The following is a 25,686-nucleotide window of genomic DNA, read 5'->3' as shown; positions in this document are numbered from 1 at the left end:
ACACAGTCTATTTAGCCTTGGGAGAAAACAAAGAGTGCTTCAATGTAGTTCTCACCACTTATTCCAAGATTGGCAGCATCAGGGGGCGCAGTCTGTGGCTCAATACAAACTCCATCAGGATCTTCGGTATAGACAACCCACCACGGTGCATCAGATTCAATATCAATACGTGCAACACCTTCCCAAGCAACTGCTGGAGTTCCACGAATTTCAGTAAAGGCATCATCCCAAGGCTCAGGTGCCATCGCCACCATTTCATTCTTGGGCAGACCATCAGAGCCACGCTTAAGCATCTTCTCTGCCTTGAATTCAACTTCTGCTTGCCCACCACGGTCTAGATCACGCGCAAACCATGGATGCATACCTAACCAGAATGGAAGCTCGCAGCCATTGTCATCGTATTCAAGTGACCAACGAATTGCATCATCGAGAACTTCTATTGTCTGCTCCACCGTTGCACCTTGATATGGCTTTGGCAGATGTAATAAAGAACGACCAGGGCCTATTTCCTGCCAAGAGGAAGTAATTCCAAAACCATGAATCGCATGTGGGGGATCGATATTTGTTGGCAGCTGATGTTCCACACCAGAAGCTGAAGTAATCAATCCATCTCGAACACGCCCCGCCCACGGCGCCATCGGATACCACCCAGAGGTGAGCACGTTTCCGCGAAAAGGAATAGTAAATTCCAGCTCGCGCCATTTAATGGAAGTGATTTTTCCACCACCATCAAGGTCGATAGCTACTTGAAACTCGGCATCATCAATAAATTGCATTACACACCCTTTAACTCATGCTTATACGGTGGCTGCGCACCTTTGCGAGAACAGGTAATGCCAGCAGCAACTGCTGCTCGGTGCAGTGTTGCACGAAGCACATCACCTGTCAGTGCCAGAATTCCTTTTTCAATCATCGCTTCCACAATGATGGCACCTACGGTATCTCCTGCGCCAACAGTATCTGCCACGGTAACTTTCGCACCTTCTACTTCCACAGAACCTTCTGATGTGAAACCAATAATTCCTTGTGCGCCTCGGGTAACAACTACGAGTGCCGCGCCATCATTAATCCAGCGCGCAGCCACATCTACATAGTTCTGCCCCGGATAAAGCCAAGCTAGATCGTCCTCACTGACTTTAATGACAGATGAGATAGCGGTCCATTTTTCAACAGCTGCTTCATAGAGGTCGCGATCTGATAAGACTGCTGGGCGAATATTTGGATCAAAGACAATGGGTGCAAACTCGGCTACGCGCAGTGCCCAGTCATAGAGCACATCCGCACCCGGGGCAATAACTGTGGCCAGCGTGCCGATGTGAAGCACATTTGGCTTATAACGAGCAGGATCTGGTAACCAATCAAGTGAGAAATCAAAGGTGGCCGTTCCGGCAATCTTAAATTCATAGGACGCACTGCCATTACTAGTTAGTGAAACAATTGCTAGACATGTTGGCTTATCACTTGTAAGTGCTAAATCTAATTTCACTTCATCTTCTAATAGCTCTTTGCGCGCAGCGACTCCATCAACATCAGTTGAAATCCCAGCAATGAACTGCACATCCTGACCAAGTCGCGCCAGAGCTTTGGCGGTATTTGCCGGCCCACCACCTACATGGCCTATGCGCACACCATCTACGCCCGGAATGAGATCAATAAGTACTTCGCCACAGACCCAGATAGTCATCGCTGCCCACCCGTTCTCTTGGCCATGGGGCTATCTTGCCGTAAAGCTGAGCTAGCCCTTAACAATAAAGAATAAGAATGAAAGATAGACTCACACCTATGCGTGCATTCATCACCGGTGGCGCCGGTTTCATCGGCTCTCACTTAGCCGATGCCCTGATCGCCCGTGGGGATGAAGTCACAATCTTGGACAATATGAGCACCGGCTCACAAGCCAATATTGCTCACCTGAAAGAGAAAATCACGGTTCACACCGGTGATATAAGAGATGTCACCCTAGTGAACCAACTCGTTGAGCAATCCGACATCGTCTTTCACTTAGCTGCTGCCCTTGGCGTTAAGAACATCATGGATCACACCATTGAATCTATTGATCGCAACTTTGCTGGCTCTGAGGTAGTGCTGAATGCCGCCACCACACATAACAAGCGCATCATCATCGCCTCCACCTCTGAAATCTATGGCAAGAACCCCAACCAGCCACTGCATGAAGAATCAGATCGAGTTGTTGGCCCCCCACAAAAGATTCGCTGGACTTATTCAGATGCCAAAGCGCTGGAAGAAGCTGTTGCTCACACACTGCACAAGACCCATGGACTTAAAGTCACCACCATCCGTTTCTTTAACACCGTCGGCCCACGCCAAACTGGCCAATACGGAATGGTTGTCCCTCGTTTTATTCAAGCAGCCCTTAAAAACGAAGAGATAGTCATCTATGACGACGGCAGCCAATCACGAGTCTTTTGCCATATAGAAGATGCCATCAGGGCTGTGCTCACACTGGCAGGCACTGATGCCACCATCGGTGATTACTTCAACGTTGGCGGCGTTGGTGAGACCACCATTAAAGAACTTGCCACCAAGATCATCCAGCGCACAGGCTCAACATCACAGATCACATACATTCCATATAGTGATGCATACCCAGCAGGCTTTGAAGATATGCAACGCCGCGTGCCCGATATCAACAAGATCAAAAAGAGTATCGGCTGGGAGCCAACTCACTCACTTGATTCAATTATCGATAGCGTTGCCGCAAGCTTTAAGAAGTAATTAGAGCCCCTTAGCTCCAGCAATCTTTCCTGTCGTATCAAATACATAGGGCGCACTAGCCATAATCGCTCTCGCATCCACCACATCATGCTTAGTAATCACCACCGTGATATCTGCCCCCGACAGCGGCGAAGAACTTTCCCCATGCCAACTACCCACAACGTCATCATGCCAAGCCACCACAGCCCCACGGGCACGTAGATGCTCAATGACTAGCTCCGCAGCTGTCTCTCTCACATCTGCCACATTCGGCTTATAGGCAACTCCCACTACCAACACACTCTTACCTTGCAGGCTCCCACCGTTATCGCCCTGCACGCGATCAACAATGTATTTCGACATCTCTAGATTCACTTCATTTGCCCGGCGAATAAATGTTGCCGGCACGCCACGTTCTTCGGCAACAGCCGCTAAATAGGTGGGATCCACCGGAATACAGTGCCCGCCCACACCGGCACTCGGTGTGAACTTCATAAACCCATATGGCTTTGTATTGGCAGCATCTAAGGTCTCATAGACGCTAATGCCTAAAGCATTTGTAATCTGAGCAAATTCATTGACAAGTGCAATGTTTACTTGCCTAAAAGTATTTTCGAATAGCTTCGCAGCTTCCGCAACTTCAGGCGATGAGACCTCAACCAACTGATCACAGAACTTTGCGTAAAACGCACGGGTTGCACTCGATGCTTCTGGCGTTAATCCCGCATACAGCCTCGGAGTGTTCTTCTGGTTGTAATCACTTCGACCCGGATCTACTCGCTCAGGTGAGATTGCATAAAGATGGTCAAACTTCCCACCTGAATACTTTTCAATAGCTGGCTTGATGTAATCGCGCAGCGTGCCTGGAAAAGATGTTGATTCATTAATAATCAGCGCTGTGCGATTGAGGTTCTCACCCACCGTCTTGCATGCCGCATCAATAAAAGTTAAATCTGGTTTTCTGTCCTGGGTCAGCGGTGTTGGAACCGCAATCACTACAATTTCAGAATCTGCAATGTCAGCACCTTTGGTAGTGGCGCGATAGCGCCCCTGCTTAATCCATTGTTTGAGGAGAGCACTCTCCACGCCTTCAATATGCGAGATCCCTTGATTGAGTTGATCCACAATCTTCTGATTGTTATCAAAGCCCACGACCTCAAAGTGCTCGCCAGCAAAGGCTGAGATGGTAAGGCCCACATAACCTTGCCCGATTATCGAAACTTTCATTTATGGCGCAAGAACATCCGGATTGCGTGGGTCAAGGCGCTTCATATTCTCTTGTGCCTGCACCTTTTCAGCTTCTGTAGAGTTAGACAAGTAGTAAAGCACTCGCCATGCATCAAAGTAATCAGGGTTAAATTCAATTGCCTTAAGAGCAATATCGTGCGCTTGCTCCATCAAGTTATTGGAGGCAAAGAGTTGTACGGCTTGTGCATATCTCGCTGAATCACTCGGTGAAAGATAACCCGAATCAAGTGCTGCAAGAACTTTTGTTGCATCCCCTGAACTAGTAGCTGATCTCCATTTAGTATCAGCGCTCATAGGCGGAACCGCAATAAGAATGCCAATGAGGGCTCCGACTCCAGCAACTAGCTGTGGAGAGATGACGCCAGTAGAAACGCTCTGTTTAGACCTCACTGGGCCTGCCGTCGGGGCTTTCACTTGACTTGTGCTAGATCTGGTGGTGTATTCATAGGCAATGAGGGCACCTGTTAATAACCAGCCCCAAATCGCAAGTCCAATTTGATTGATACTGATAAGTGATTGCACTTCATAACATGTCCAAGCAGAAACCATGGCTACAAATGTTGGGTTGTAGCTCTTTGTGCGAAGTAATACTTTCACAATGGCAATTGCCGCTAACGTCAACATGGCTAAGTATGCAAGGAGCAAAGGCCAGCCGCCATAAGCGAAGAAATCGATGACTACATTGTGCGAAGCGTTTGTCACTGTCTTCGGTCCCGGCAATACGGTAGCCGCACTTTCTGAACGAGCACGCCGATACCAATCACCATAGGAATCCATGCCCACGCCAGTAAGAGGATGGTCCATGCCCATGGTCAACCCCGCACGCCAGTATTCACCTCGCAAAGAGACTGAAGTTTTATACACGAAGGAAAGTGGGCCCTTCTGCAAAGTCCCTAAAATTGCAAATACACCGACAATTCCTACGGCGAGAAGGTACCCATACGTAAACAACAGATTCTTTAAGTAGGCACGGATGGCAAAGAATCCGACAATCGCGATTCCGCCTGCAGTCACAACAATTCCTTGTATTGAGTGTGAGTCCACCACTTCATAAAATGCAATAGCTCCAACCAGAACTGCAACTACTCGATATTTCCAACTCGCGGTCTTTGCCACAGAAAACGCCATGAGCGTGGTTATAAACATTCCAAGAAATGCAGAAATAAAGTTCGGGTTTCCAAATAAACCTAAAATATTGCCATAAGGGTTATTCCATGAGAGAAAATCTCCAAATAAAATCACCCAAGCGCAATAAATCACATTGACTAGACCAGCAAATTGAAGGCCCCAAATAATTCTTGAAAAACTTGACTCTGATCGCAGTAACAAGGCTCCTATTGCAACCATTGAGAGGACCGAATATGCAACTAAGCCGGTGTTGCGTCCGTATGCTCCATAAATATTTTGAGCCATAGGCGAGCTGCTATTTAGGGCTGCATTAATTGACGCTAACAAGAATAGACAAGCTGCAATTAGGAAATACTTAAACTGTAAGAAATTGCCTTTGCCTGCAAAGGCGATAAAAATAGAAAATAGTGCGAACCCTAAAGCACCTGCCGCAGTTAACTTGGTCGCATTAACCGGGTCCGTTACAGATTCCAGGGTAATGAAGAGGCAGACAAATGGCGCCCCAACCAGGATTAATAGTGATGCTGTCTTCTCTGATGCCTTAGTGAACATGGGCTAATCCTAACGATAGAAAGGCCGAAACCCGGCTCTCCCAAAGGAGAACCGGGTTTCGGTTCTAGAGCTTTTCTAGAAGTTTTCGCGTATTAGGCGATTACTTCTTGAGGAGCTTGTTAACAAGAGCAGTCAACGCTGTGATCTGCTTCTTGAGGTTGCCTAGTGCTGTGTTAACAGACTTAGCAAGTGTTGCAACTGCAGCTGATGCATCTTCTGCTGCTGCTGTTGCTGCATCTGCTGCATCTGCTGCGGCTAGTGCTGCATCAGTTGCTGCGTTAGCTGCATCTGTAGCCTCATTAGCTGCATCGAGTGCTGCCGCTGAACCTGTTGATGAAACATCAACAGTGATTATGCCTGCTTTAGCCTGGTTAGCAAGTGCGAGACCTGCTAGAGCTCCTGCAGTTGTTGAACCAGTTGTCCACTTAAAGTCGACTGATCCTTCTGTGTTTGGCATGTAAAGGGTGTATGTCTTTACGCCATCAACTGCTGCTAGAAGACCTGTAGCTGTCGTTGTATCTCCAGTAAGGAGATAAGAAGGTGCAATTCCGCCAGTCGCGAAGATGCCTGTGTAGTCTCCTGAAGGAACTACGTTGCCATCGGCATCCTTAAGTGTGACTGTAAGTGTTGCCTTCTCGCCTGGAGCATATGCTGATTTATCAAGTGCTACAGATACTGAAGCAGGTGTCGTTGTTCCAACACGTACTGCTACATCAGCTGACTTGATAACTGTTGTAACAGTTGTGTCAGTCGCTGATGGCTTGTTGGTTACGTAGACGTTTGTTGTTCCCTTTGCAACGCCAGCGACGTCACATGTGTATCCGTCAGTTGCGTTCCAAGCATTACATGCTGTGTATGTATTGCTAATTGTTGCTGCTGCTGCTGAAACAAGGTAGTAGCTACCTGTGTTTACAGTTGTTCCAGCTGCGTCAGCTACTGTGAATGAGATCAACTTCGCGTTTGACCCAATCTTTGCAACTGTTCCAGTTGTAAGCGCTGTTGTCTTAGCTGTGATAGTTGATGCATCACCGTAGAAGGTAATTGACTTTGTTCCAATCACAACGCCAGAGGCTGTTGAGATTGTGACGGTAGCAACACCTGATGAACCATCAGCAAATACCTGAACAACATGGTCAAACTTAACTGAGATTGCTCGACCCAGTGAGTTATTGCTTGATGAGATGTTCGATAGAGCAACTCCACCAAGAGTTCCTGGTCCTGTGATTGATGCTGTGTAGGATTCAGTGGGTGTTCCGGCAGCTGAGTTCTTAAGAGCTACCACAAGTGTTGCAGCAGCATCTGGTGTTGTTGCAGCTTCCTTTGAAGCTGTTACAACGGCATCTGTTGTTGCAGTATTAGTCTCACCGCGGTTAAGAATTACTGTTCCGCCAGTTGCAATGTCTGCAGTGGACTTAGAAACTGTAATTGTGATTGTTTGAGCTGACCCGTTAAGTGATCCTGTTGAAACGTTCGCAGGAGTCAACTTAACAACATATGTACCAGCAACTGATGGAGCGGCTGTTCCATTTGTAGATAGGTATACTTTCCACTTTGCTGAAGTCTGAGCAACTGCACCTGATGCATTAGTTACAACAGAAGCTGTGTTTGGACCAGTTCCAAAACCTACAGCAGAGTTAGTCCACTGAACAGCAGTCTTAGTATCAATTGTTGCTGAAGCTGTTTCAGCTAATTGAAGATAAGGAAGTGCTGTTGATGTAGCTGGACCTGAGACCAAAGATGCTGTCACTGACATTGAGTCAAGTGCAGCACCTAGGAATTGAAGTGTTGCTGTAGCTGAAGTAGCAGTTGCCGTTTCAGCTGTTGTTTGTGTTGCTGTAGCTGAAGATACAACGAGTGAGTCTGCGTTTACTGTCGCGCTTGATGGCACAACAGAAAGAACACCGAGACCCAAAGTCGCAACTGCTACAAGCGCTACGCGCTTGAAAGTTGTCTTTGTAGACATTTGTTTCCTTTCGATAGTCGATCCACGGAATTTCCGCAGGTCGGCTTGGAATTGGTTTCCCAACTCCGCTCGATTCATCGCACGTGCTGATGAATCAAATTCTCCACCGTGTATCCGGACGCGGTGAAGAAACTTATTTGTTAGCTGATGTAACACGTGATCAGCCCTTTGCCTTTTGTGCAGGCTCAGGAATTAAAATTGCCTGGGCCAAAATTTGGGTCTTGCTCGCGTTGAGCAAGAGACGAGTTGTAATCGTCTTAGGTGCGCCAACCACGTCATAGCCGCGGTTGCCCACGGGTATAGACAACTCTGAAGTTGGGGTTGAGAGTAGGGAAATTGTAACGGTCGTAAGGTACTGGCCATTGGACATACGCTCAAAATCGACGCTCGTGGCGCGAGCTTCCGCTACCGCCCAGACCCCGTTGATTCCGAATGAGACGTATTGAACCTCATACTTCGTGCCGTTGCCATCGACTGTGATGCTCTGATCGATGGAGACGTTTGGTCCACCCTGGTAGGTAATTGCTTGGGTAGCCAAAATTGTGCCTTGCTCGGTTGCCTCGGGGATATTGCGGTTAATGCGGATCTTGCCGAGGGTTCCGTTCTCACCTGTGACAGTGAAAGCTGTTGGGAGGCCTTCTGAATCAAGGCCAGGCCAGGTGGCCTTAGCGCCCTTGATGAAGACTCCAGAGACCATAGTTGAAGACTTCTTAGCTGGCATTGAGATAGATGGTGTAGGAGATGCTGCTTCCGTTGCTTCACTAGGGGCAGCAACTTTGGCTGTTGGCTCCTGGGTTGTGGCTGTTGGCAGAACGCCTTCGCGCCCCGTAAGTGAGTTAAAACCAAGGAAAGCGGTGACTACCAAGAGCAGAGAAAGTGCGACCTTTGAAGACTTAGCTGCAAGATCTGCTGCCTTTTTATAGGTGGTTGAGAGCATGTCGAGGGCGGTAAGGCCACGCTCGTGGTCGATAACAAGTTCTGAAAGAACGCGACGAAGTGATGTGCGGGCGCGAGAAACAGTGTGGCGCACGGCAGATTCCTTGATACCAAGCTCTGCTGCGATCTCTGAAGTTGAGCGACCTTCCATCTCCCACATAACGAGGGCTGCGCGCTCGGCAGGGGAAAGCAGGGCTAGAGCCTGGCGAATGATTGCGGCATCTTCTGCTTGTGAAAGAACTGCTGAGTGATCTCCCGATACCTGCCATGTAGCTTCCACTTCAGCCTGGGCATCATCTAAAACCACAAGGTTTGGGCGGCGCCCTTCCATGCGGAAGTAGTCGATGCAGAGGTTTTCGATGGTGCGGTGTAGGTATGACAGAGCATGCTCTGAAGATTCAAGCTCAGGGGCAGCCAACATGAACTTGATTAGTGAGTCTTGAGTGATTTCTTCAGCTTTAGCTGAGTCTTTCAATACTCGATTGGCATGCGAGAGAAGCTCTGAACGGTGCTCAGTGTAAAAAGCCCCCAGTTCAGCAACTGTCCATACGCTAAGTGCCACTTGAGTGATCCTTACTTTAACCGGTTTTGTCTTGAAGAGCTCAGCCGTCGCTGCCTCTATCTGCTACTACGAATCCCATCCTAGTTTGTCGCGGGAAGGGTACAAAACGGACATTTCACACAAACCCAAAACCCGTTATTCCCAGTCGGGTGTTCTTTGACGCTATTTAGACTGAATCTGTGAGGCGAGTCCCGGCACCTGACTACTAACCTCTTCGAAACTTCCAGAGCATCGGAGTCGCCCATTTTCAAGGTAAACCACAAGGTCCGCTTTCTTCACCGTATTCAATCGATGTGCAATGGTGATGATTGTGGTTCTACCGCGCAATTTCACTAATGTCTCAGAAACAAGTTTTTCGGTTTCTCCATCTAAAGCGCTCGTGGCTTCGTCCAAAAATAGAAGTTGGGGGCCTGAAAAAAGTGCGCGCGCCAAACCGAGTCGCTGGGCTTGACCCCCGCTCAATTTTTCTCCTCGCTCTCCGATCTCGGAGTCGAATCCATTTGGGAGTGCAATCGCAATTTCATTTAAGTGGACGAGCTCCAACATTTTTAAGGCGCGCCGGCGGTTGGATTCTGTTTCAGCGTAACCTGAGATCACATTTTGAATCATCGACTCATTTGTGAGAACTATCGACTGCGGAACGTAAGCCACTGCACCCGGCCATTTACTGATTGCGACCTTTGGCTCTTCGCCGCTAATCGATATCAAGCCTTTATCTAGATCAACTAAACCCAGCATCGCGTCGACTAACGTAGATTTACCTCCACCTGATGGCCCAATAATTGCAACAAAAGATCCAGCAGGTATTTGGAGCGAAATGTCATCTAGCACAAAACTTGATGTCTTCGGGTACTTAAAACTCGCACTAGAAATCTCAACAGTTCCCTTAAAGCCGTTATGTTCCAAAATAAGATTTGCTTCGGAACCAACGAGCGGGGCTAAATGCGTTAGCTCTGAAATCAACTCTAAGGTCAACTCCGTTGACTTGGAACTCGCACGAAATGTCACAAGACTTTGTTGGATGCGCAAAACCGCAGGGGCAATTCGCGACCCGGCTCCTAGAAATATGGAGAGGGCGCCTATTGCCTGCCCTGCACTTCCTACAAGGAACTGAAAAGCAGCAACACCAAGAGCTAGAAAAATCACCGCACTCTCGATCAGATATTTGCTAAGTATGGGAAGAAATTGTCTTTGAGCTAAGACCTCGGAATGTTGATTCTTAAGCACGTGAAAATCACTCACGGAAGAGCCAAGTGTGTTTCCGGCATAGCGCTCGGAAAAGCCAGAAATTGAATCGTGGATTGCTAAATACGACTTCAAACTCAGGGCGGCATCTTTTGTTCCTATTGCCTTAGCTCTTCTGCCAGTCAAGCGATTTAAGAAATATCCAAGGCCGCCGAATGTGAACAAAATAGTTACTCCCAAGCCGAAATCAGCAAATAAGATTCCAGCAAGAAGTATGCCCAGAAGAATCAGGTCAGAAACTATTGTTGAAGCAGTTGCCAAAGTACCTATTGTTAAATTTGTGATTCCCTCACCAAATAAATAGTTGTATTCCTGAGTGGTGCGACGCCTTAGACCAGTGAGATTTTGGTTGAGCACCTTCGCAAACAGTTCGTTCGCGAGAGAGGCTCCTTTCCGGCTGAAAAAAAACATAATTCTTTTGTTTACATATATAGAGGAAATAGTTCGTACTATGAATGCAACACCGGCCACAATTCCTAGAATTGCCACTTGCAGTTGGAACTCGAGGTTATTCAAATTTAAAAATTCCATTAATTGGTTGATCCTGGGGCTTGGCGTAGAAGCACCGAACCCAATCACTGCTAGCGCGCCCACCAAACCAACAGCGGCAACTCCAAGCAAGTCTAGAAAACCTAGGACAATGTTAAGTCCAACAACAATAGCTATTTTCTGTTTATCTCTTCGGGTCAGGATCGTTGAGGCTCGTCTAAGGTCATTGGTCATGAAGTTCATAAGTTACCTCAGTCATCATTTCTTTGGCCTAATGGGATTCTCTCCCAGGAGCTCGGTATCAGATTTCTTGGTGTAATCATAGTTGCATACCAATTAGCTGGAACGCAGACTAGAGAATGGGGGGTCTGTGTCATGTAAGCACCCCACCACCCAAAAGTTGAATTTGAAATTATGTAGCCAGTACCTAATTTGAGTAATTCCAGAATTTGAGCGGATGTAAAGCCTTTTGGGTTAATCTCTTTGAATTCATCCGAGTAAGCCTCGCCCAAATAATCACGTGCTTTTTCAAAGTCGTTTGAAAAAATCCATACTTTAGAATTTGGAGAGCGTGATCGAGCGAGAGTTAAAGAATTAGCAAAATAATCGCGGGTTATAACGTTCAATTCTTCGATATCAAGGAAATCACCAAATCTCATTTGGACAACTAGGGGCCTTTCAATCCTTGAAGCTAATCTAAATGCTTCTATTCCCTCTAAACCTATCTGCAAACTCAATTCACCTCTAAACTGCGAAGGATTTTTTTCAAACCAGCTATAAGAATGAAAGTTCCCAATTAATAAATGAGATTTATGCCTGCTGATCGAAATCTCTGAATAGCCAATTCCTCTCGGAGCTAGAATTTTTGAACCTTTAAAGAATAGATGCCCCACAAGGAGACAGAAGTAAGGAAAAATCTTGATTAAAGCCCGCCGTCTAACTGAATGGTCAGCCCGTATTGAGCTACCTTTTAAAATCAATTCCGCTAATTTTCTTTGTAGCAGGGACCTCTTCGGGCATTCCCAGGTCACATTCTTGGAAAGCATCAGGTCAGCAATCTCGGGTAAACCATTCTTTAACAACCTTGGATTTAGTAGCGAATAATCTAGAATTATTTGAGATTGATCAAATATGACTCTTCCAGCAACATACTGAAAAATTTGATTCCCAAGCCCACCAGAAAGAATGACTCTATTTTCCATGGATTACAACCACAACACTCGGTCGATTGGTCAAGAAGAAGTGCAATATTTGAAATGCTTTTGAGGGATACCTCAGGTTGTAAATCGCTACCTTAAATATGACCATAATTCCCTGGAGGGAAACTTCTCCCCTCAAGGCTTTCCTTATTAATGACATCCACAATTTGTCCACGAAAGCGAGATTGAATCTTTTATCTCTTTCCCCAGCTAACTGCAGAAATATTGCCATCTTCGAGAGGAGGAGAATGTATGGGGCATCGCCTACATGTCTTTTCGTTGCCTGGCTCGCATCACCCACTTGATAGCGGTATACAACTTCATTTATTAATGTAATTCTTCTCAAAAAAAGATTTGCCGATAAAAGAAACATTAGATCTTCGCCCAAATGTATTTCTGGAAATGGATCTTCGCCCAAAATCGACTTCTTAAAGCTCATTCTTGTAAACGCTGGGAAATTTGAGATTTGCAAGTCCAGAGTCTGGTCATTAATTAGAGGAGGGGATTCCACCTCAATAGCGTTCCACTCGGAAGACCTCACAGAAATTTTCCCAATCGCTACTTCGGAATTTTCATATTCGGCAGTTTGTACCATCGTCAGAAATTGTTTGACATAGACAGTATCGTCGGAATCCCAGAAAGCAACCCAAGTGCTCTTGCACTGCTTTAGCCCCGCATTTCTTGCTGCAGCCGCACTTCCATATTTATCTTCTAAATAAATAGAATTAACTGGGCCATAGTCGTGTAATAATGATTTGAGCTCAGGTCCCGTCTTGGAATCGCGCATGTCATGCACAACCACAAGCCCTACTCCTAACTCTTTGCATTGAGAGACGGTGGACTTAAAATCATCTAGCTTGCCGCTCATTTTTGTAACCGGCATTACCGCAGTTAATAACGGGATCAAAGACATTTATTCATCTCTTTTCTCGCGTTCTAGGTTGTAAGGAATCAGTCCGCCGGTGCTAGAGTTTTAACGTGTTGAGAGCGATTCTAGACAATCAATGGAAGAAATGGCAGATAATTCTTGGCTCAGTTTTGATCTTCTTTCATTTAACAGTCTTTGCAATGAGCGCACGGCCCGTACAGGATGACTACTCCCTACTCGCTGATATTTCTGAAAAAGGATTCTTTGGCTACTTAAACCTAGTCTGGGAGACGCATGGTGGGAATTTAACTCCTATGATTTTGAATGCGGGAGCCATATCCTCCGCACTGAATTCATTTAATTTCTTCTCGATTGCTATCTTTTCGGTTTTCACTTTTCTTTTGGTCGGAGTAAGTGCTTGGATTGCTGTGTCTCAAATTCGAATTGACGGATTCGGCTTGCCTGGAACCATCTCGCTATTCTTAATTCTTGGCACTCTGTTCGCTTTTGAAGGAATTTTTAGTCCTGGTTTAATTGGGGCATATTTTTTTTCTAGCGCAAGTGCAGTTCACGTGTGGCCAATAATCTTTGCACTATTCGGAGTTTATCTCACCTCAAAGAAGTCCTCCAATGTGTTTGTGATATTTGTGCTGGGGTTTTTTGCAGGTAACTCCAATATTGCTGAGTCGCTCGCAATCGCAATCGCAACATTCCTGCTGATGGTCTTTCCTAGTAAATTCTCACACGACTACTCATTACTTAAACTCAGATTGCTATTATCTGGAGTGCTAATTGGCGCAATAACAATCATTGCTTCGCCTGGTTTCTGGACCCGGGCAACACAGAATACCGATGATGGGATTCCAAGTTCGTTTCCAGAATTTGTAATTCGATTTTCTAAGTCAGTTTCAATTTTTACCGTGGATCTACTTACACACCCGGCACTCTATATTTTTTTAGCTCTCGGATACCTAGTCAAGAATAAACTCAAATCAGAGGGCCCCATTCTTGTAAAGTGGAACTACGTTGAGATGCTTTTCTTCGCGCTGTTTTTTTCATTAATTTTGGGTGCGACTTTCGCTTATCCTGCCTGGCATCAGTCTTTAGGGCTCTTGATACTTCTTCCATGCGCCTCATTTACTATTGGGTTACGGCTAGGAAACCGAACTAACTTTTTTAAACCTAGTTACGCCTCAAGAATTGTCCAAGTTTCGGTTGTGCTAATGATTGTCTTGATTGCGCGTGCCGACTTTTCAGTTTTGCAGTCCGGTAGAAATTGGTCCAGTTCGAATTTAGCAAATATTTGTGCGCTCAGGGAAGATGCTGATGCTAAATTGAGCAACCCAGAAATACACTATCCCTTCTTTAATCTGGGAGTTGAAGATGTGCAAACCTGGCCCTGGATCCGAGCAACGTACGTGCGTTGGGTCTCTAATGTCAACGCCTCTGACCTAATTGACTGTGAATTGGTAAGTTAGGAGGGTGGGTATTAAAGGAGAGTCAAGCAGTAAATTGCCATCTGTCTCTGTAATAGTTCCATTTTTCAATGAGGAAGATGTTGCATTAAGTTCTTTGCGTAGGATTGATGATGTTTTGTCAAACCTAAAGCACCGATCGGAAATTATCGCTGTGGATGATGGGTCGCGAGATAGCACTTTATCTGTTCTTCTTGATGCAAAATCGGAGATTGGAAAATTAAGAGTTCTTAGTTTTAAGAGAAATTGGGGACACATGGCTGCCCTCTCCTTAGGTTTGAAAAATTCCAAAGGTGATTTAGTTATTTCAATAGATGGTGATCTTCAGGATCCTCCAGAGTACATACCTGAGTTAATCAGAACTTATTTAGAGGCAAATTCCTTTAAGAATGAAATTGATGTTATTCAGACGGTGAGGGCTGATAGATCTTCTGACACTATTTTCAAAAGAAACTCTGCTGCTGTGTATTACTGGGTAATTAGAAAGTTAACTGGTGTAAACGTAACAGCTCACGCGGCTGATTATCGATTGATGAATCGATCATCAGTAGACCTCATAAACTCGATGAATTCTTCAATGAAGGTATTCCGTGTACTCATCCCTTATTTGGGTTTGAAAGTAAAGCTGCTAGAAATTCGTAGAGATTCCAGATATGCGGGGGAATCTAAATATCGATTGAAAGATATGTTTCGCCTTGCAATCGACTCTTTTTTGAGTTTCTCCTCTAAACCATTAAGACTTATATCGGGGGCGGCACTACTGCTTTCGATGCTTCTCACCATTTTGGCGCTACTTTTCTTTTTCTTATGGTTTTCGGGCTCTACCATTCCGGGATGGACTTCCATTGTCCTTTTGGTAACCGCTTTAAATTGTTTCTTAGTCGCAACATTAGGATTGTTGGGAGAGTTTGTAGGACGAATCTACGAACTCGCCCAAGATAGAACTGCCGCTCAGGTTTACAAGGAGTTCTAAGGCCTATGTTTGTGTACTTAAGCCGAAAAACTCTCGAGTGCAGATATCAATCTCTTTGTTGTGTACTTTGATTGGAAGTTTGTTCTAGAAAGTCCAATTCCTTTTTGGCGAAAAATCTCGAAGGAGTTTGGGTACTGGCTCTCTTCCATTTCCATTTTCGTGCTCCACTGGGGGTTATTCATCCATTTCGTCCAATCCCCTGTTTTAAAGAGTGAAAGCGTAGAAATGGGCTCAAAATTGGCATGAAAAGCTGTAATTTTACAGTCCGCTAGGTGCTGGAGTAATTCCGCCTTACTTTTTTCAGAGAAGCCATTTAACTTTAGTACAACCTGTGAAAAGGATGGATCACTCAAACTCGTTGAATTTCCTAAATTGATTTCCATGTTAAGTCCGTTTTCCTTAAGAAATTTATCAAAAACTGCGACATTCTCACGAATGGTATTCAGAATCGATGGGAAATTTCGGACTTGTTCGATCGCAACAGCCGCCGAAAACTCCGAAATTCGGCCGTTCCACGACAGTTCGTTCACATCTCTTATTCCAAATTCTTTGGTCCGCTCACCCCAGTTCCTCATTGCTCTGAGTTCTCGAGCAAGATCTAGGTCATCTGTAACAATAATCCCTCCCTCACCTGCTTGAACAGGCTTGGTTGAGCCAAATGAAAATATTCCGACTTTACCTGTGGTGCCAACTTTCTTTCCGCCAAACTCAGTCCCTAGCGCCAAACAGCAATCCTCAATTAGAACGACTTCAGAATTTCCTCCTAGGTTGGAGAGCGTTTTCAAATCATCTGAATTGCCCCACAAATGGGATGCGATGACCGCTTGTGTGTTCTGTCCAATTTTAGACTTTACCGAGTCTGGGTTTGATAAAAACGTATCCATGTCTGCATCGAAGAATCTAGGGATTACCTGTGAATTTAATGCCGCCATTGGCACAGCTGAGCACGTATCAATTTGCATCAGCACTTCGGATTCTCGCCCCAACCCTAGTGCTCGAATAGACATTTGAATCCCTACTCCACCACCTGATACCGCCACGGCCTCAGAGGAACCTATATATTCCGCAAATTCCTTTTCAAGCTTGAGATGGGCTGGCGTCGGACCATAGGACATATTCCAACTTCCACTACTCAAGACTTCATTAAGTCTCTTTCGTTCTTTTCCTAAAGAAACAGGGAATAACCCCAGTGCAAATTTCAATCGGGCTGGAAGTGTGCGCACAATGACTTTTCGTAGAATGTCAGAGTTTGAAATCAGTTTCCTAATGCTCATTTGCTTTGATATCCATTCTCTTTGCGAACTCCATTACTAAGCTATCTCCCACGTTCATCCAGTCATATCGTAAGATTTTCTGATTATTCCTACCCCGATTGTTCAATTCTCTCTCAAAATCTTTGGTGAGCTTGCGGATAAGTAGCGACAACTCATCTGAATCTGTGGGCTCAAAGAGTTCAAGATCTAAGTGCTCCGCCATCTCGAGATGTGCAGGTATGGAGGACGCGATGCCAATACACCCCGCCGCTATTCCCTCTAAAATCGGTAGACTGCTTGATTCGTAAAGTGAGCATGAAATCACGGCAAAGCTTTCCTTGTATAAATCTGTGAGCTCCTGCTCGGAAACCACACCTTTAAAGACAATTCGATTTGACGGATTTGGAAAGATTTTCTTGAAATCCTGCTGGGCTGCCCCAGTTACAATAATGTTTGGCATATCGTCAACACCAACGCCCTTCATGGCCTTGAATAAAGTCAGATGGTTTTTGTGAGGCCAGGATCTAGCCGGAAAAATTATTTGCCTTTTCTTTTTGCAGTCGTGGTCTTTATACCTTGAAATCTCTACACCTTCAGGAATCACGCAGAAAAGTTCTTGATGATATAGAGAGGGGTAACTCCTTGAAATAGTACTTTCGATAAAACTAGAGCTAACATGAATACTAGAGGCATACTTCAGTGTGATTCGGTTTCTGAAATCTCGATACTTCCGAATCCGACGTGAAAAATTCTCCGGAAAATCCTTTTCCTGAATGTCATGGATGGTCACTACGCTTGGAGTTCTCCCATAATCATAATTAAGGAAAGTTGTAGGCGTATAGACGATGTCTGTCGAGTTCTGATTTAGGACACTTCTTACCCGCATGGATTTGAGGGAAATATGAATATTAGAAAGTCCAAGTCTTTCCAAGATTGCCAATGTTACTTTCAGAAGAAAGTTTGCATTCTTGATAACATAAAAAGATTCACTGGGGATGAGTTTTGCGATTTCTTGGAAAATTTCTCTTGATTGTTCATTTATAAGGACGGAGACATCAGCCTTAGGGTTTTGTGCAAGGGCCTTTGTAACATTCAGAGTGTACGAACGAACCCCTCCTGGATTAGCTGGGTTTAGTTCAGAACAATCAACTAATACTTTTAACACTTGACTCAATGGCCAATAGCCAGTTGAAGGGCATTGACGATCTTTTTTATGTCTCTCTGCCGTAGCTTCGGATATGTAGGGAGACTAATAATTGATTTACTCAACTCGTTAGAGTGAATTAGACTTCCTGAAATTCGGATTTTGTCCACAAGGTACGCAGTGCTTGCGATAGGCGTGAATCCAGGTCTAGATTCAACTCCATCTTTTTTGAGAAGTTCTATTACCTTTGTAATACTCACATTTGAGTTTTCTACTAAAATAGTGAAAAGCCAAGGGGTCGAATCATTACGAAAACTGGTGTCCCATTTTATTGATGAAGCACTAAGGGCTGCGAAATACCACTGAAATATCTTTTGCCTCCTCTTAAGGAGTCTCTCACGCTTACGCCATTGCACGTTAAATACAGCTGCCTGCATATTGGTTATTCTGTAATTAAAGCCTAATTCTGAATGACTAAACTTCTGTTTTGGGTTCTGCGCTTGGTTTTTTAGAATCTTGATGCGTTCAATGGCTTCAGGGTTTCCAATTACGGCGCCACCTTCGCCTGCTGTAAGTACTTTATTTGCGTAGCAGGAAAGCGTGACGAGGTCTGCTCCACCTATCCCATTTTTTGTTACTTGAGCAGGAAAAGATTCAGCACAATCATGAATAATCGCAATATTTCTTGGTAGAGTTTTTCTGAAAACTTCTGAGTTGATTCGCACTCCATAGTTGTCGACAAGTACAACAGCCTTCGTCTTTTGCGTTATAGAGGAGAGTAAACCATTTAAGTCGATATTCCATGAATCTCTTGAAACGTCGACAACGACTGGCTTGGCCCCACAGTACAGAACCGCATTAGCGACTGCAATGTAACTTAAATTCGGAATAACTACTTCGTCTCCAGGGGAAACTCCCAGTGCAAGAAGTGCCAGATGGAGTGCAGTAGTTCCGTTTGAAGTGCTGGTTGTTTGAATCTGCCTGTCTGAGTTCCCAGAGTAGAAATCATTAATATTTTTTTCCATTTGGTGAACCTCGCCACCAAATTGAGTCAGCCACCCTGATCGGACTGCTTTGAAAGCTGCCAAAGCCTCAAAGAAACCGACACTTGGTAGTGAGAGAGGAATTGGTTTAGTCATAAAGCTAATTTATCAGGCGCAGTGCACTTAATCTTGATTATCCAATTATTCTCTGAAACCACCGCTTAATTCTCCTCAGCAGATGGCGCTTGGGAATGAATCCCGAGTAGGCGTTGACTACTTTTTCGTAGTTTCCAGCATCCATCATTACCTTAGTTGGATAAGTCCATGAATTTCTGGTGGATAACATTGGTAAATTTTGAGGAACTAATTCGCTGTGGGTTGCGCCATTGCCGAATCCTTCATTAAGGACCAGATTAAACGGAGGGTAGAGACTCATTTTGCCTTGCAAAAACATGCTTGCTTGCCAGAGAATTGCCCATGAATCGATTTCTTTTCTTGAGTTCAATTCAAGCAACCGCATAAAGTTATAAGTATTTTCAAAATTGAATGCCTTCGTTTTTCCTGATTTTTTGATTTGGGTTATAAGGGCATCAGAATCCCAGCAAATACTTTCCCACCTATCTCGCCAGGTGGCCCAACCCCAGCAATCAGCTCCTTGAATAAAATAGCTTTGATCAGACGTTTGATTAATTAAAGAGAAGCCTTGAACACTTGCTACCAATTTCTCAGATGAGTACTTCTCGAGGCCTATAACCATGAAATCTAAAAACTTGGAATGCAGAACTAGGTCATCTTCAATTACAATCACTGAATCATGGAGTTTGAAAATTGAATCCAGTCCTGCTCTTATTGAATTTGAAAGCCCCAAATTCCTATTATTAAACTTTACTTCGACACTCTTAAATCCCCACACTCCTGATGCAACAGCACAAGACTTCTTTAGGGGCTCTAGATCGGATTCTGTTCGTGGGCCATCGATAAATATGTAAACTGGAAACTCACTTGCTCCCTCATTATTCTCAAGAGAAGATAAACAATTAGACAGCTCTTCGTGTCTTATAAAACCAAACACGGCGATGGGTGGTCTTCCCGTTTTTGTCATATCAGAAAAGTTACTTTCTCTCGGTTTTCAGCAGCGCTTTCTTTAAAGAGTACCTCTGGAATCAACAGAGAGATGGGTGGTGACATTAGGACAATTTATCAGCCTATTTCATTTTAGATGTCTTACTTGAGAATCCCTCGTTTAGTCTTTCTTGGAGGTTGTGAGTCTGGCAAGATTCGGTCCTTACTTTGATCCAATCCTTTGGCAGGCCCAGAATTCTTCCCTTCCTTGTTTAGGGGATTAATCATAAGACTTGAAGTGAAATTGACGATCTGCCATTTTGGAATTGTTTGGACCCCCGAGGGTAAAATTCCCTCAAAACAAAACTAGCGGACAAGTTTTGAAAATTCCTTCTGAGCTTTTATTTGCCAGCCTCGAGGTTCAGAAATTCTCAATTTATCGAACTCAAATGAAGGTGACGGGCGTAGAGCGTCAAGAGCGTCACTTAACAAATTCTTTTCCAATAAAGTTGCCCTGTTTCGAAGAATCGCCCTTGCTACATACTCGCATCGATAGTTTTCCTCTCCTGCTTGCAAGCATTCTCGGATTTCTGAATTCACCCTCTGAATTATCCGTTCAGCTCCGCCTAGTGCGAGGAATACGCTCAATGAATCCTCCTTACTGGAGATTTTCTTGCCCCAAATTGTGTAGACACCTTTCTCGGGGCATTGAAGCTGTTGCGGAACATTAAACTCGTTAGATACTTGGCCCCTCCATCGCAATCCCCAGTTAGTCTTGAATTTTTCACTATTCAAAACGGGCTCATAAATGCAAGACCAGAATCCGTGAACTTCGAAAATATCTGGGGATGTGTAGTCAACTATGTAAGTTTCAACCAATTCTGGGGTGCTTCTTGCGATTCTTGCCAGTAGTGGCTCTCCTATTAAACCCAAGTCCAAATTTACATATTCTTTTGTAAATGACACTTTCCCAATATCGGGATTAGCAACAATGACTTTCGGTTTGGCCTCTCCGACATTAGGGAAATAATCATTGGCCACTGAGCGGATTTTAGAGTCACTGGGATAGATGGAGCAACATAAGTTGCGGGTGTAATCAATCTTGCTCAACAAGATTGCAGAAATTGCCAATACGATAAAGAAGAGTAAAACAAATATTCTTGAGTAACTCCTGGAATACTGTTGAGTTATTAGGATTATTCCCGATAGGACTATCGGGATTAGAAAAATTACAACGATCCTAAAGGCGCTGAGTCGCGCCGGCCCGAATAAAACGTAGTGATTCAAAGGCATCAAGATCATCAACCAGGCGAGCAGGTGATGAAAAATAAAAGTACGGGACTTGCTCAACAGAAGTAAGTTTATCCCCGCGGCAAAGATGAGAGAACCCAGGAATACTAATTTATAAATTCCTGCGTAATCAACCTCTTGTGCTTTTGAGCCGCAAACTAGCAAGAAAAAGAAAGCCAATAGAAATTTTAAGTATCTGGTACGATTCCTAAGACCTTCTGGTTTAATGGAAATAGTCAAAACAATTAGATTTTGAATTAATAGGTAAAGACCCGAAGAAATTGTGAGGGTTTTTCCTAGCGCTGTTGCGGTGTTTGGCAGAAAATGTCCAAAATAAATGAAGCGCCCGATGTGGGTCATAGCCCAGATCGCTAAAATTACTGAAAGGAATTTAAGCCGATTTTTCTTTTCAGTAATTTGGTTGAGGGCAATTAATACTATTACCGGCATTAAGAGCACAAAGAATTCAATTCTGGCAATTCCGAGAAGCCCAATTACTATAGCGGTACTGTATTTCGAGTCAGGTCCCGTAGCAGTGGTACCAATTAATGCAACCAATAACACTGCGCAGAGAATGTTTTCCATCCCTGAGATCAGCCAGCCAAAAGTAGTCCAGGAACTTGCCGCTAAGCTATAGGTTGCTAAATTGATTAAAATTATCTTGGCTCCATCTAGTCTTGAACCAACAAAGAATCGTCTAAGCGTCCAGGTCATAACTAGTGCTAACAAGAATAGGGTAAATGGAATGAACAAATCTAAATATTCTTTGAAATCCAAATGTGGATTTAATTTAAAAACCAGGATTGGAAGAGCAATATTGAGGGGGCTGGAGAACGCTTCCACGCGGCTTCCGTAAGAAAGCCCAATTGTTCCCGAAAGAGCAAAGTTCTTAGCTCCACTTAAATTAATGATCGAATCATCCCGGTACTGCCACCAATTTTGATCTATATTTGAAAGAAGATAACTGGACAATCCCACCCAGATCAAAATGCTTACTAGATATTGGGTATACCTGCCAAGCACTTGACTGCTTTTTCCCATGTTCACCCACGTATTGTATTCAAACCCATTCAACATTCTGAGCAGGAATCACAATATTGATCTGTTCCATGGCCCAAGTTGCCGAATCTATTGGGATTCTGGATGGAAAATCTGGAAATCTATTTTCTGTGTCGACTTTAGTTACTTTTTATCTTCCTTGCTGAAGAGAACATCTTCCTGGAAAGCTTTAATGCTGAACAAATTCCGGTGTTCCAACTGGACTGACCATGCTTTCTCTCTTGCATCGCGACCGGAATTCTTCTGATCTTATAGCCATTCTTTTTTGCAACCAAATAAACAAAAAGGTCAAAAGTAAAATCGTCTGGTGCGAATTCTAATCTCTGCAACAAACTACTTGAAAAAATCGTAGGTTGGCCATTGATATCATTCAAGGGTTTATGGAACATAAATGACATGACGGACGACATGCCAATTGTAAAGATAAGTTGAGAAAATTTGCGGCCGGTTCTCTTTCCTTTATAGAAAAAATCACCAGTAAATCCCTCTTTGAATAACTCGTGCAGAAATCCATCCAAGTTAATTTGCATATCTGCGTGTAGCCAACCAATGTATGGAGCGGTAGCTATCAACAATCCTTGCTTAACGCCATTTCCGTAACCCAAATTTGTTTTAATAGAAAGTGTCCGTATCCGAGTTGAATCAATTTTTTGAAAAAAGATTTCACTTTCGTCAGTCGATCCATTATTGACCAGAATGAATGCAACCGGAAAAGTTTGAGTCGCAAAAGTGCAGATTTCGAGAAGTCCGTTCAATCCCGATGCTTCGTTATAGCAAGGAATAATAAGTTCCAGAATAGGGGCGATTTTTTCGTTATTCAATGTTAGTTTTCCTGACTATATCTTCTTAAATCATCTGGGGTTCCGAAATTTGCGAATTCAGCTTTAAGAGTTAAAAACCTGGCTCCCTCTTCAATCATTTGGTTTATTACCGATGAGATGTAAATCTCTGATTCTCTTCCTACATCGTAGAGTTCAATTCTTTGTTTGGCGCTTTCAAAAAAATTTAAAGCAGTTGAGATGAAGTATGCTCCAATAACTGCATGATTTGAGATCACTTTTTTTTCGATTATTCTCACACATATGGAATCATGATCTCTTTCTAGGTAGCTATACGAAGGAATTTGTGATTCGAAGTAAAGTAAAACACCGTCAAAATCATGAAAAGCTCCTGTATTGACCATCGATTCAAGCTCATCGCAATTGAAGGCGATGTCACAGTCAAGGATTAATAATGGGTCATCCATCTCTAAACGAGGACTTGCCGCCAGGATTGTTTCCGCTGCTCCTCGTGTTCGAGAATCTAGAATCGTTAACTCTAAGTTTGGGTATAGACGATTTAGTTTCTTGTCTAGCTCGTGTAGTTCTTGGTGTTCTTTCAAAATTACAGCGTGTAGTTTTGTGCTATTAAATTTTGCTGTTGATTCGAATGCGTGCACGAACATTGGGATGTTTTTCACAGGGATTAGAGGTTTGAGTGTCTTAATTCCCTCATTTTGAAACCGCAATCCTAAGCCGGCCATCGGCATAACGATTTGGATAGGACTTTGTGATTTGATCAAAACTACCTCATTTCCAAATTAACATGCCATCTATTTAAGAACTCAACCGCCTTTAGATAGTAAATCAAAGTTCTTTCGGGATTTATCCTGATTTGATGAGGGAGCATTCGCAAATAGAGTAATCCAATGTGTAAATCCAAATTTTCATTCTCAGACTCTGTTAGATAGCTCTTGGCCAAATCCCTCACGCTTTCAGCCAACTGTTCATACCTATGTGTTCGTTGGTCAACAAATGTTATTGTAGGCGTGTCGCTTAGCTCGTATCTTGGTTTCTCGTTGGAATGGTTTAGAAATTCATAACCTCCTTCTAAAGATTGAAGTAAGCGCGCAAAATCAAGAACAGGCCCGCGCAATGTATTATCGTCCGAAGGGTCAATTAGAAGAAATTTGTTACTGACTGGATCAATTAAAATGTTGTCAACCGTGAGATCTCCGTGGATATTTTCAGATCTCGTGAAATTTCTCATTGCTCTCTCGATATGTTCCCGGTTTTGCTTGAGAATCACATTCGCGTTGATACGCAATTCTCCATTTATCACAATTTCGGTTTTGTCCCACAATAAAGAGAATTGCCTGTCGCTTGACTTAGCATTTTGAACAGCATCGATGATCCGCTTCTCGAAATAAGTCGCGTAAACACTCTCGTCTGAGTTTTGCACTAGCTCAACGTAGATATGGTCTCTTAAAAAAACATGAATATTTCTCAGTATTTCTTCGCTTTTGGAGAGTGCCTCTAAGTGAATAAAATCGTAAAATGGCACAAAATCATCAGCTAGTTGCATCGAATACCCGTAAACATGTGAATTTCTCAGTTCTTTATACACGGAAACTATCTCTGGGTGTGACTTGAATTTGACTAACCAAAGATATTGCATTTTGAGTTTTTCTTCGTTCAATGAAGAAGTCGATTTCAATACTTCTAGTACGCCACCTTCTTGCTTAACGACACAAGTTAGGGCTTGGCTTCCACCCTTGTATATTTTTAATATTTGAAAATTCTCTTTGAATTCCAACTCGTGCAATTTTCTTAATGTTGGATCCGAGCTAATGTAGTAGTCAACAATGTTTCTTGAGTCAGAGTCGAACATCGAGAATTTCGAAAGCAGTGAGTCTGTTTCATTTTTTACTCTCGTAATTCGTTTGAACCAAATGAGTGATGTAAGGGCAATAACTAGAATTGGTAAATTTAGCACTACCCACGCCACTAAACTCAGTTCGGTGATGTTCTCACTACTTAGGTTCAATCCAATGTTCAAGAAATGACGTTCAAAATTGTGGATGGATTGCTTGGCAAGCGTTAGGTAATCGGTAAATGGAGCAACGATTTGACTAATCTCAAATTGATTATTGAGAATACTTCTGAAACTTATCCAGACACCACCAAAATAAAATGTCCATGAAACTAACGTATATCCCATGTACAGCAAAATACTCCGTGGCGAAGAAACGAACTTCTTGAATCCATACATGGCCACCCAGAGCGAATGTTTAGTTTTCCATTGTAAATCCTCGCTCAAATTTGAAGTGATTGAGGAGATCATTCTCAGGAGTGGCCTCACCATGAGGGAGATTAAGATAAACAGAATAACCGAGAAGCATCCGATTATTAGTGCGATAAAATGTTTTTGGGATTCTGAAGTATTTAGCATTAAAAGGCTTACTAGGGTAATCAGGATCAAATCAATTGTTCTCTCGATAACAACGACTAGCGCAATGTAATAACCTGAAACTTTTGTGACTCGTCTTAGGTAGAGAATTCGCATAACCTCCCCCAATCTGAAGGGGGTAATCATATTTATCGCTGACGAGATGACGTACGCAAAAATATTCAAACTTAACTTAGTCTCGGCGGCTGTCATTAACATTTCTCGAGTTCTTAACCCCCTAAAAATTGTTCCTAAGAAAACTAGACATAAAGCGATTGAGAACATAAATAGACTTTCAACTGTCTCGAAAGACTTTGAATTGTGGAGTGTGAGGC

Annotated in this window: 20 protein-coding genes; 3 read left to right on the top strand and 17 right to left on the bottom strand. The window is 43.7% G+C overall.

Translation table 11 applies throughout. From position 1 onward, the window contains the following. Positions 1–11: 11 nt before the first annotated feature. Complete coding sequence (locus A1sIIB76_RS00285) at positions 12–776, bottom strand: aldose epimerase family protein (protein WP_095696685.1); 765 nt, start codon at positions 774–776, stop codon at positions 12–14. Continuing rightward, positions 776–1,684: a carbohydrate kinase family protein gene (locus tag A1sIIB76_RS00280; protein WP_095696684.1), complete on the bottom strand. Its 909-nt coding sequence runs from the start codon at positions 1,682–1,684 to the stop codon at positions 776–778. Before A1sIIB76_RS00280 ends, A1sIIB76_RS00285 begins: the two co-directional genes overlap by 1 nt. Positions 1,685–1,782: 98 nt before the next feature. Between A1sIIB76_RS00280 and A1sIIB76_RS00275 the strand changes: the two genes are divergently transcribed. Further along, on the top strand, positions 1,783–2,736 hold the full coding sequence (locus A1sIIB76_RS00275) for an NAD-dependent epimerase/dehydratase family protein (RefSeq protein WP_095697336.1): 954 nt from the start codon (positions 1,783–1,785) through the stop codon (positions 2,734–2,736). Here the strand turns inward: A1sIIB76_RS00275 and A1sIIB76_RS00270 are convergent, their stop codons facing one another. The 7 genes from A1sIIB76_RS00270 to A1sIIB76_RS00240 all read right to left on the bottom strand — a co-directional run bounded on the left by A1sIIB76_RS00270 (position 2,737) and on the right by A1sIIB76_RS00240 (position 12,950). Continuing rightward, positions 2,737–3,942, bottom strand: a complete 1,206-nt coding sequence (locus A1sIIB76_RS00270; protein WP_095696683.1) for a nucleotide sugar dehydrogenase — start codon at positions 3,940–3,942, stop codon at positions 2,737–2,739. Beyond that, positions 3,943–5,643 (bottom strand): O-antigen ligase family protein, encoded by a 1,701-nt coding sequence (locus tag A1sIIB76_RS00265; RefSeq protein WP_095696682.1) that lies wholly within the window; start codon positions 5,641–5,643, stop codon positions 3,943–3,945. It lies immediately after the preceding gene. A gap of 100 nt (positions 5,644–5,743) precedes the next feature. Continuing rightward, positions 5,744–7,606 (bottom strand): hypothetical protein, encoded by a 1,863-nt coding sequence (locus tag A1sIIB76_RS00260; protein ID WP_095696681.1) that lies wholly within the window; start codon positions 7,604–7,606, stop codon positions 5,744–5,746. 160 nt (positions 7,607–7,766) lie between these two features. Then, positions 7,767–9,104 (bottom strand): RNA polymerase sigma factor, encoded by a 1,338-nt coding sequence (locus tag A1sIIB76_RS00255; protein WP_095696680.1) that lies wholly within the window; start codon positions 9,102–9,104, stop codon positions 7,767–7,769. A 162-nt stretch (positions 9,105–9,266) separates the two neighbouring features. Continuing rightward, on the bottom strand, positions 9,267–11,081 hold the full coding sequence (locus A1sIIB76_RS00250) for an ATP-binding cassette domain-containing protein (protein ID WP_095696679.1): 1,815 nt from the start codon (positions 11,079–11,081) through the stop codon (positions 9,267–9,269). Between the two features lie 8 nt (positions 11,082–11,089). After that, on the bottom strand, positions 11,090–12,040 hold the full coding sequence (locus A1sIIB76_RS00245) for an alpha-1,2-fucosyltransferase (RefSeq protein ID WP_095696678.1): 951 nt from the start codon (positions 12,038–12,040) through the stop codon (positions 11,090–11,092). Next, the gene (locus tag A1sIIB76_RS00240) at positions 12,030–12,950 is read right to left on the bottom strand and encodes a glycosyltransferase family 2 protein (protein WP_095696677.1); all 921 of its coding nucleotides are present in this window, start codon (positions 12,948–12,950) and stop codon (positions 12,030–12,032) included. The genes A1sIIB76_RS00245 and A1sIIB76_RS00240 overlap by 11 nt, the downstream gene beginning before the upstream one ends. A 65-nt stretch (positions 12,951–13,015) precedes the next feature. Here A1sIIB76_RS00240 and A1sIIB76_RS00235 point away from each other — a divergent pair, with 65 nt between their 5' ends. Together A1sIIB76_RS00235 and A1sIIB76_RS00230 are read left to right on the top strand one after the other, a co-directional pair. Continuing rightward, a complete protein-coding gene (locus tag A1sIIB76_RS00235; RefSeq protein WP_095696676.1) occupies positions 13,016–14,383 on the top strand; it encodes a hypothetical protein in 1,368 nt (455 codons plus the stop codon). Between the two features lie 4 nt (positions 14,384–14,387). Beyond that, positions 14,388–15,353, top strand: a complete 966-nt coding sequence (locus A1sIIB76_RS00230; RefSeq protein WP_095696675.1) for a glycosyltransferase family 2 protein — start codon at positions 14,388–14,390, stop codon at positions 15,351–15,353. A gap of 17 nt (positions 15,354–15,370) precedes the next feature. On the opposite strand, the gene A1sIIB76_RS00225 is transcribed toward A1sIIB76_RS00230, so the two are convergent. The 8 genes from A1sIIB76_RS00225 to A1sIIB76_RS00190 all read right to left on the bottom strand — a co-directional run bounded on the left by A1sIIB76_RS00225 (position 15,371) and on the right by A1sIIB76_RS00190 (position 25,636). After that, positions 15,371–16,555, bottom strand: a complete 1,185-nt coding sequence (locus A1sIIB76_RS00225; RefSeq protein ID WP_190286241.1) for a DegT/DnrJ/EryC1/StrS family aminotransferase — start codon at positions 16,553–16,555, stop codon at positions 15,371–15,373. Between the two features lie 61 nt (positions 16,556–16,616). After that, positions 16,617–17,771, bottom strand: a complete 1,155-nt coding sequence (locus tag A1sIIB76_RS00220; RefSeq protein WP_095696673.1) for a glycosyltransferase — start codon at positions 17,769–17,771, stop codon at positions 16,617–16,619. 5 nt (positions 17,772–17,776) lie between these two features. Next, complete coding sequence (locus tag A1sIIB76_RS00215) at positions 17,777–18,889, bottom strand: DegT/DnrJ/EryC1/StrS family aminotransferase (RefSeq protein WP_095696672.1); 1,113 nt, start codon at positions 18,887–18,889, stop codon at positions 17,777–17,779. A gap of 37 nt (positions 18,890–18,926) precedes the next feature. Continuing rightward, entirely contained in the window at positions 18,927–19,835 is a 909-nt protein-coding gene (locus A1sIIB76_RS00210; RefSeq protein ID WP_095696671.1) for a glycosyltransferase family protein, read from the bottom strand. Between the two features lie 326 nt (positions 19,836–20,161). Next, a complete protein-coding gene (locus A1sIIB76_RS00205; protein WP_125918773.1) occupies positions 20,162–22,132 on the bottom strand; it encodes a hypothetical protein in 1,971 nt (656 codons plus the stop codon). A 131-nt stretch (positions 22,133–22,263) separates the two neighbouring features. Next, positions 22,264–22,965: a glycosyltransferase family 2 protein gene (locus A1sIIB76_RS00200; RefSeq protein WP_095696669.1), complete on the bottom strand. Its 702-nt coding sequence runs from the start codon at positions 22,963–22,965 to the stop codon at positions 22,264–22,266. A 2-nt stretch (positions 22,966–22,967) separates the two neighbouring features. Continuing rightward, positions 22,968–23,672: a sugar phosphate nucleotidyltransferase gene (locus A1sIIB76_RS00195; protein ID WP_223298770.1), complete on the bottom strand. Its 705-nt coding sequence runs from the start codon at positions 23,670–23,672 to the stop codon at positions 22,968–22,970. Positions 23,673–23,707: 35 nt separating this feature from the next. Further along, entirely contained in the window at positions 23,708–25,636 is a 1,929-nt protein-coding gene (locus tag A1sIIB76_RS00190; RefSeq protein ID WP_190286240.1) for a lysylphosphatidylglycerol synthase transmembrane domain-containing protein, read from the bottom strand. Between the last annotated feature and the right edge of the window lie 50 nt (positions 25,637–25,686).

Source organism: Candidatus Planktophila versatilis, assembly GCF_002288265.1.
Lineage (GTDB): Bacteria > Actinomycetota > Actinomycetes > Nanopelagicales > Nanopelagicaceae > Planktophila > Planktophila versatilis.
Note: the sequence above shows the minus strand (reverse complement) of the source record. Positions and strands in the feature narration are given on the sequence as shown.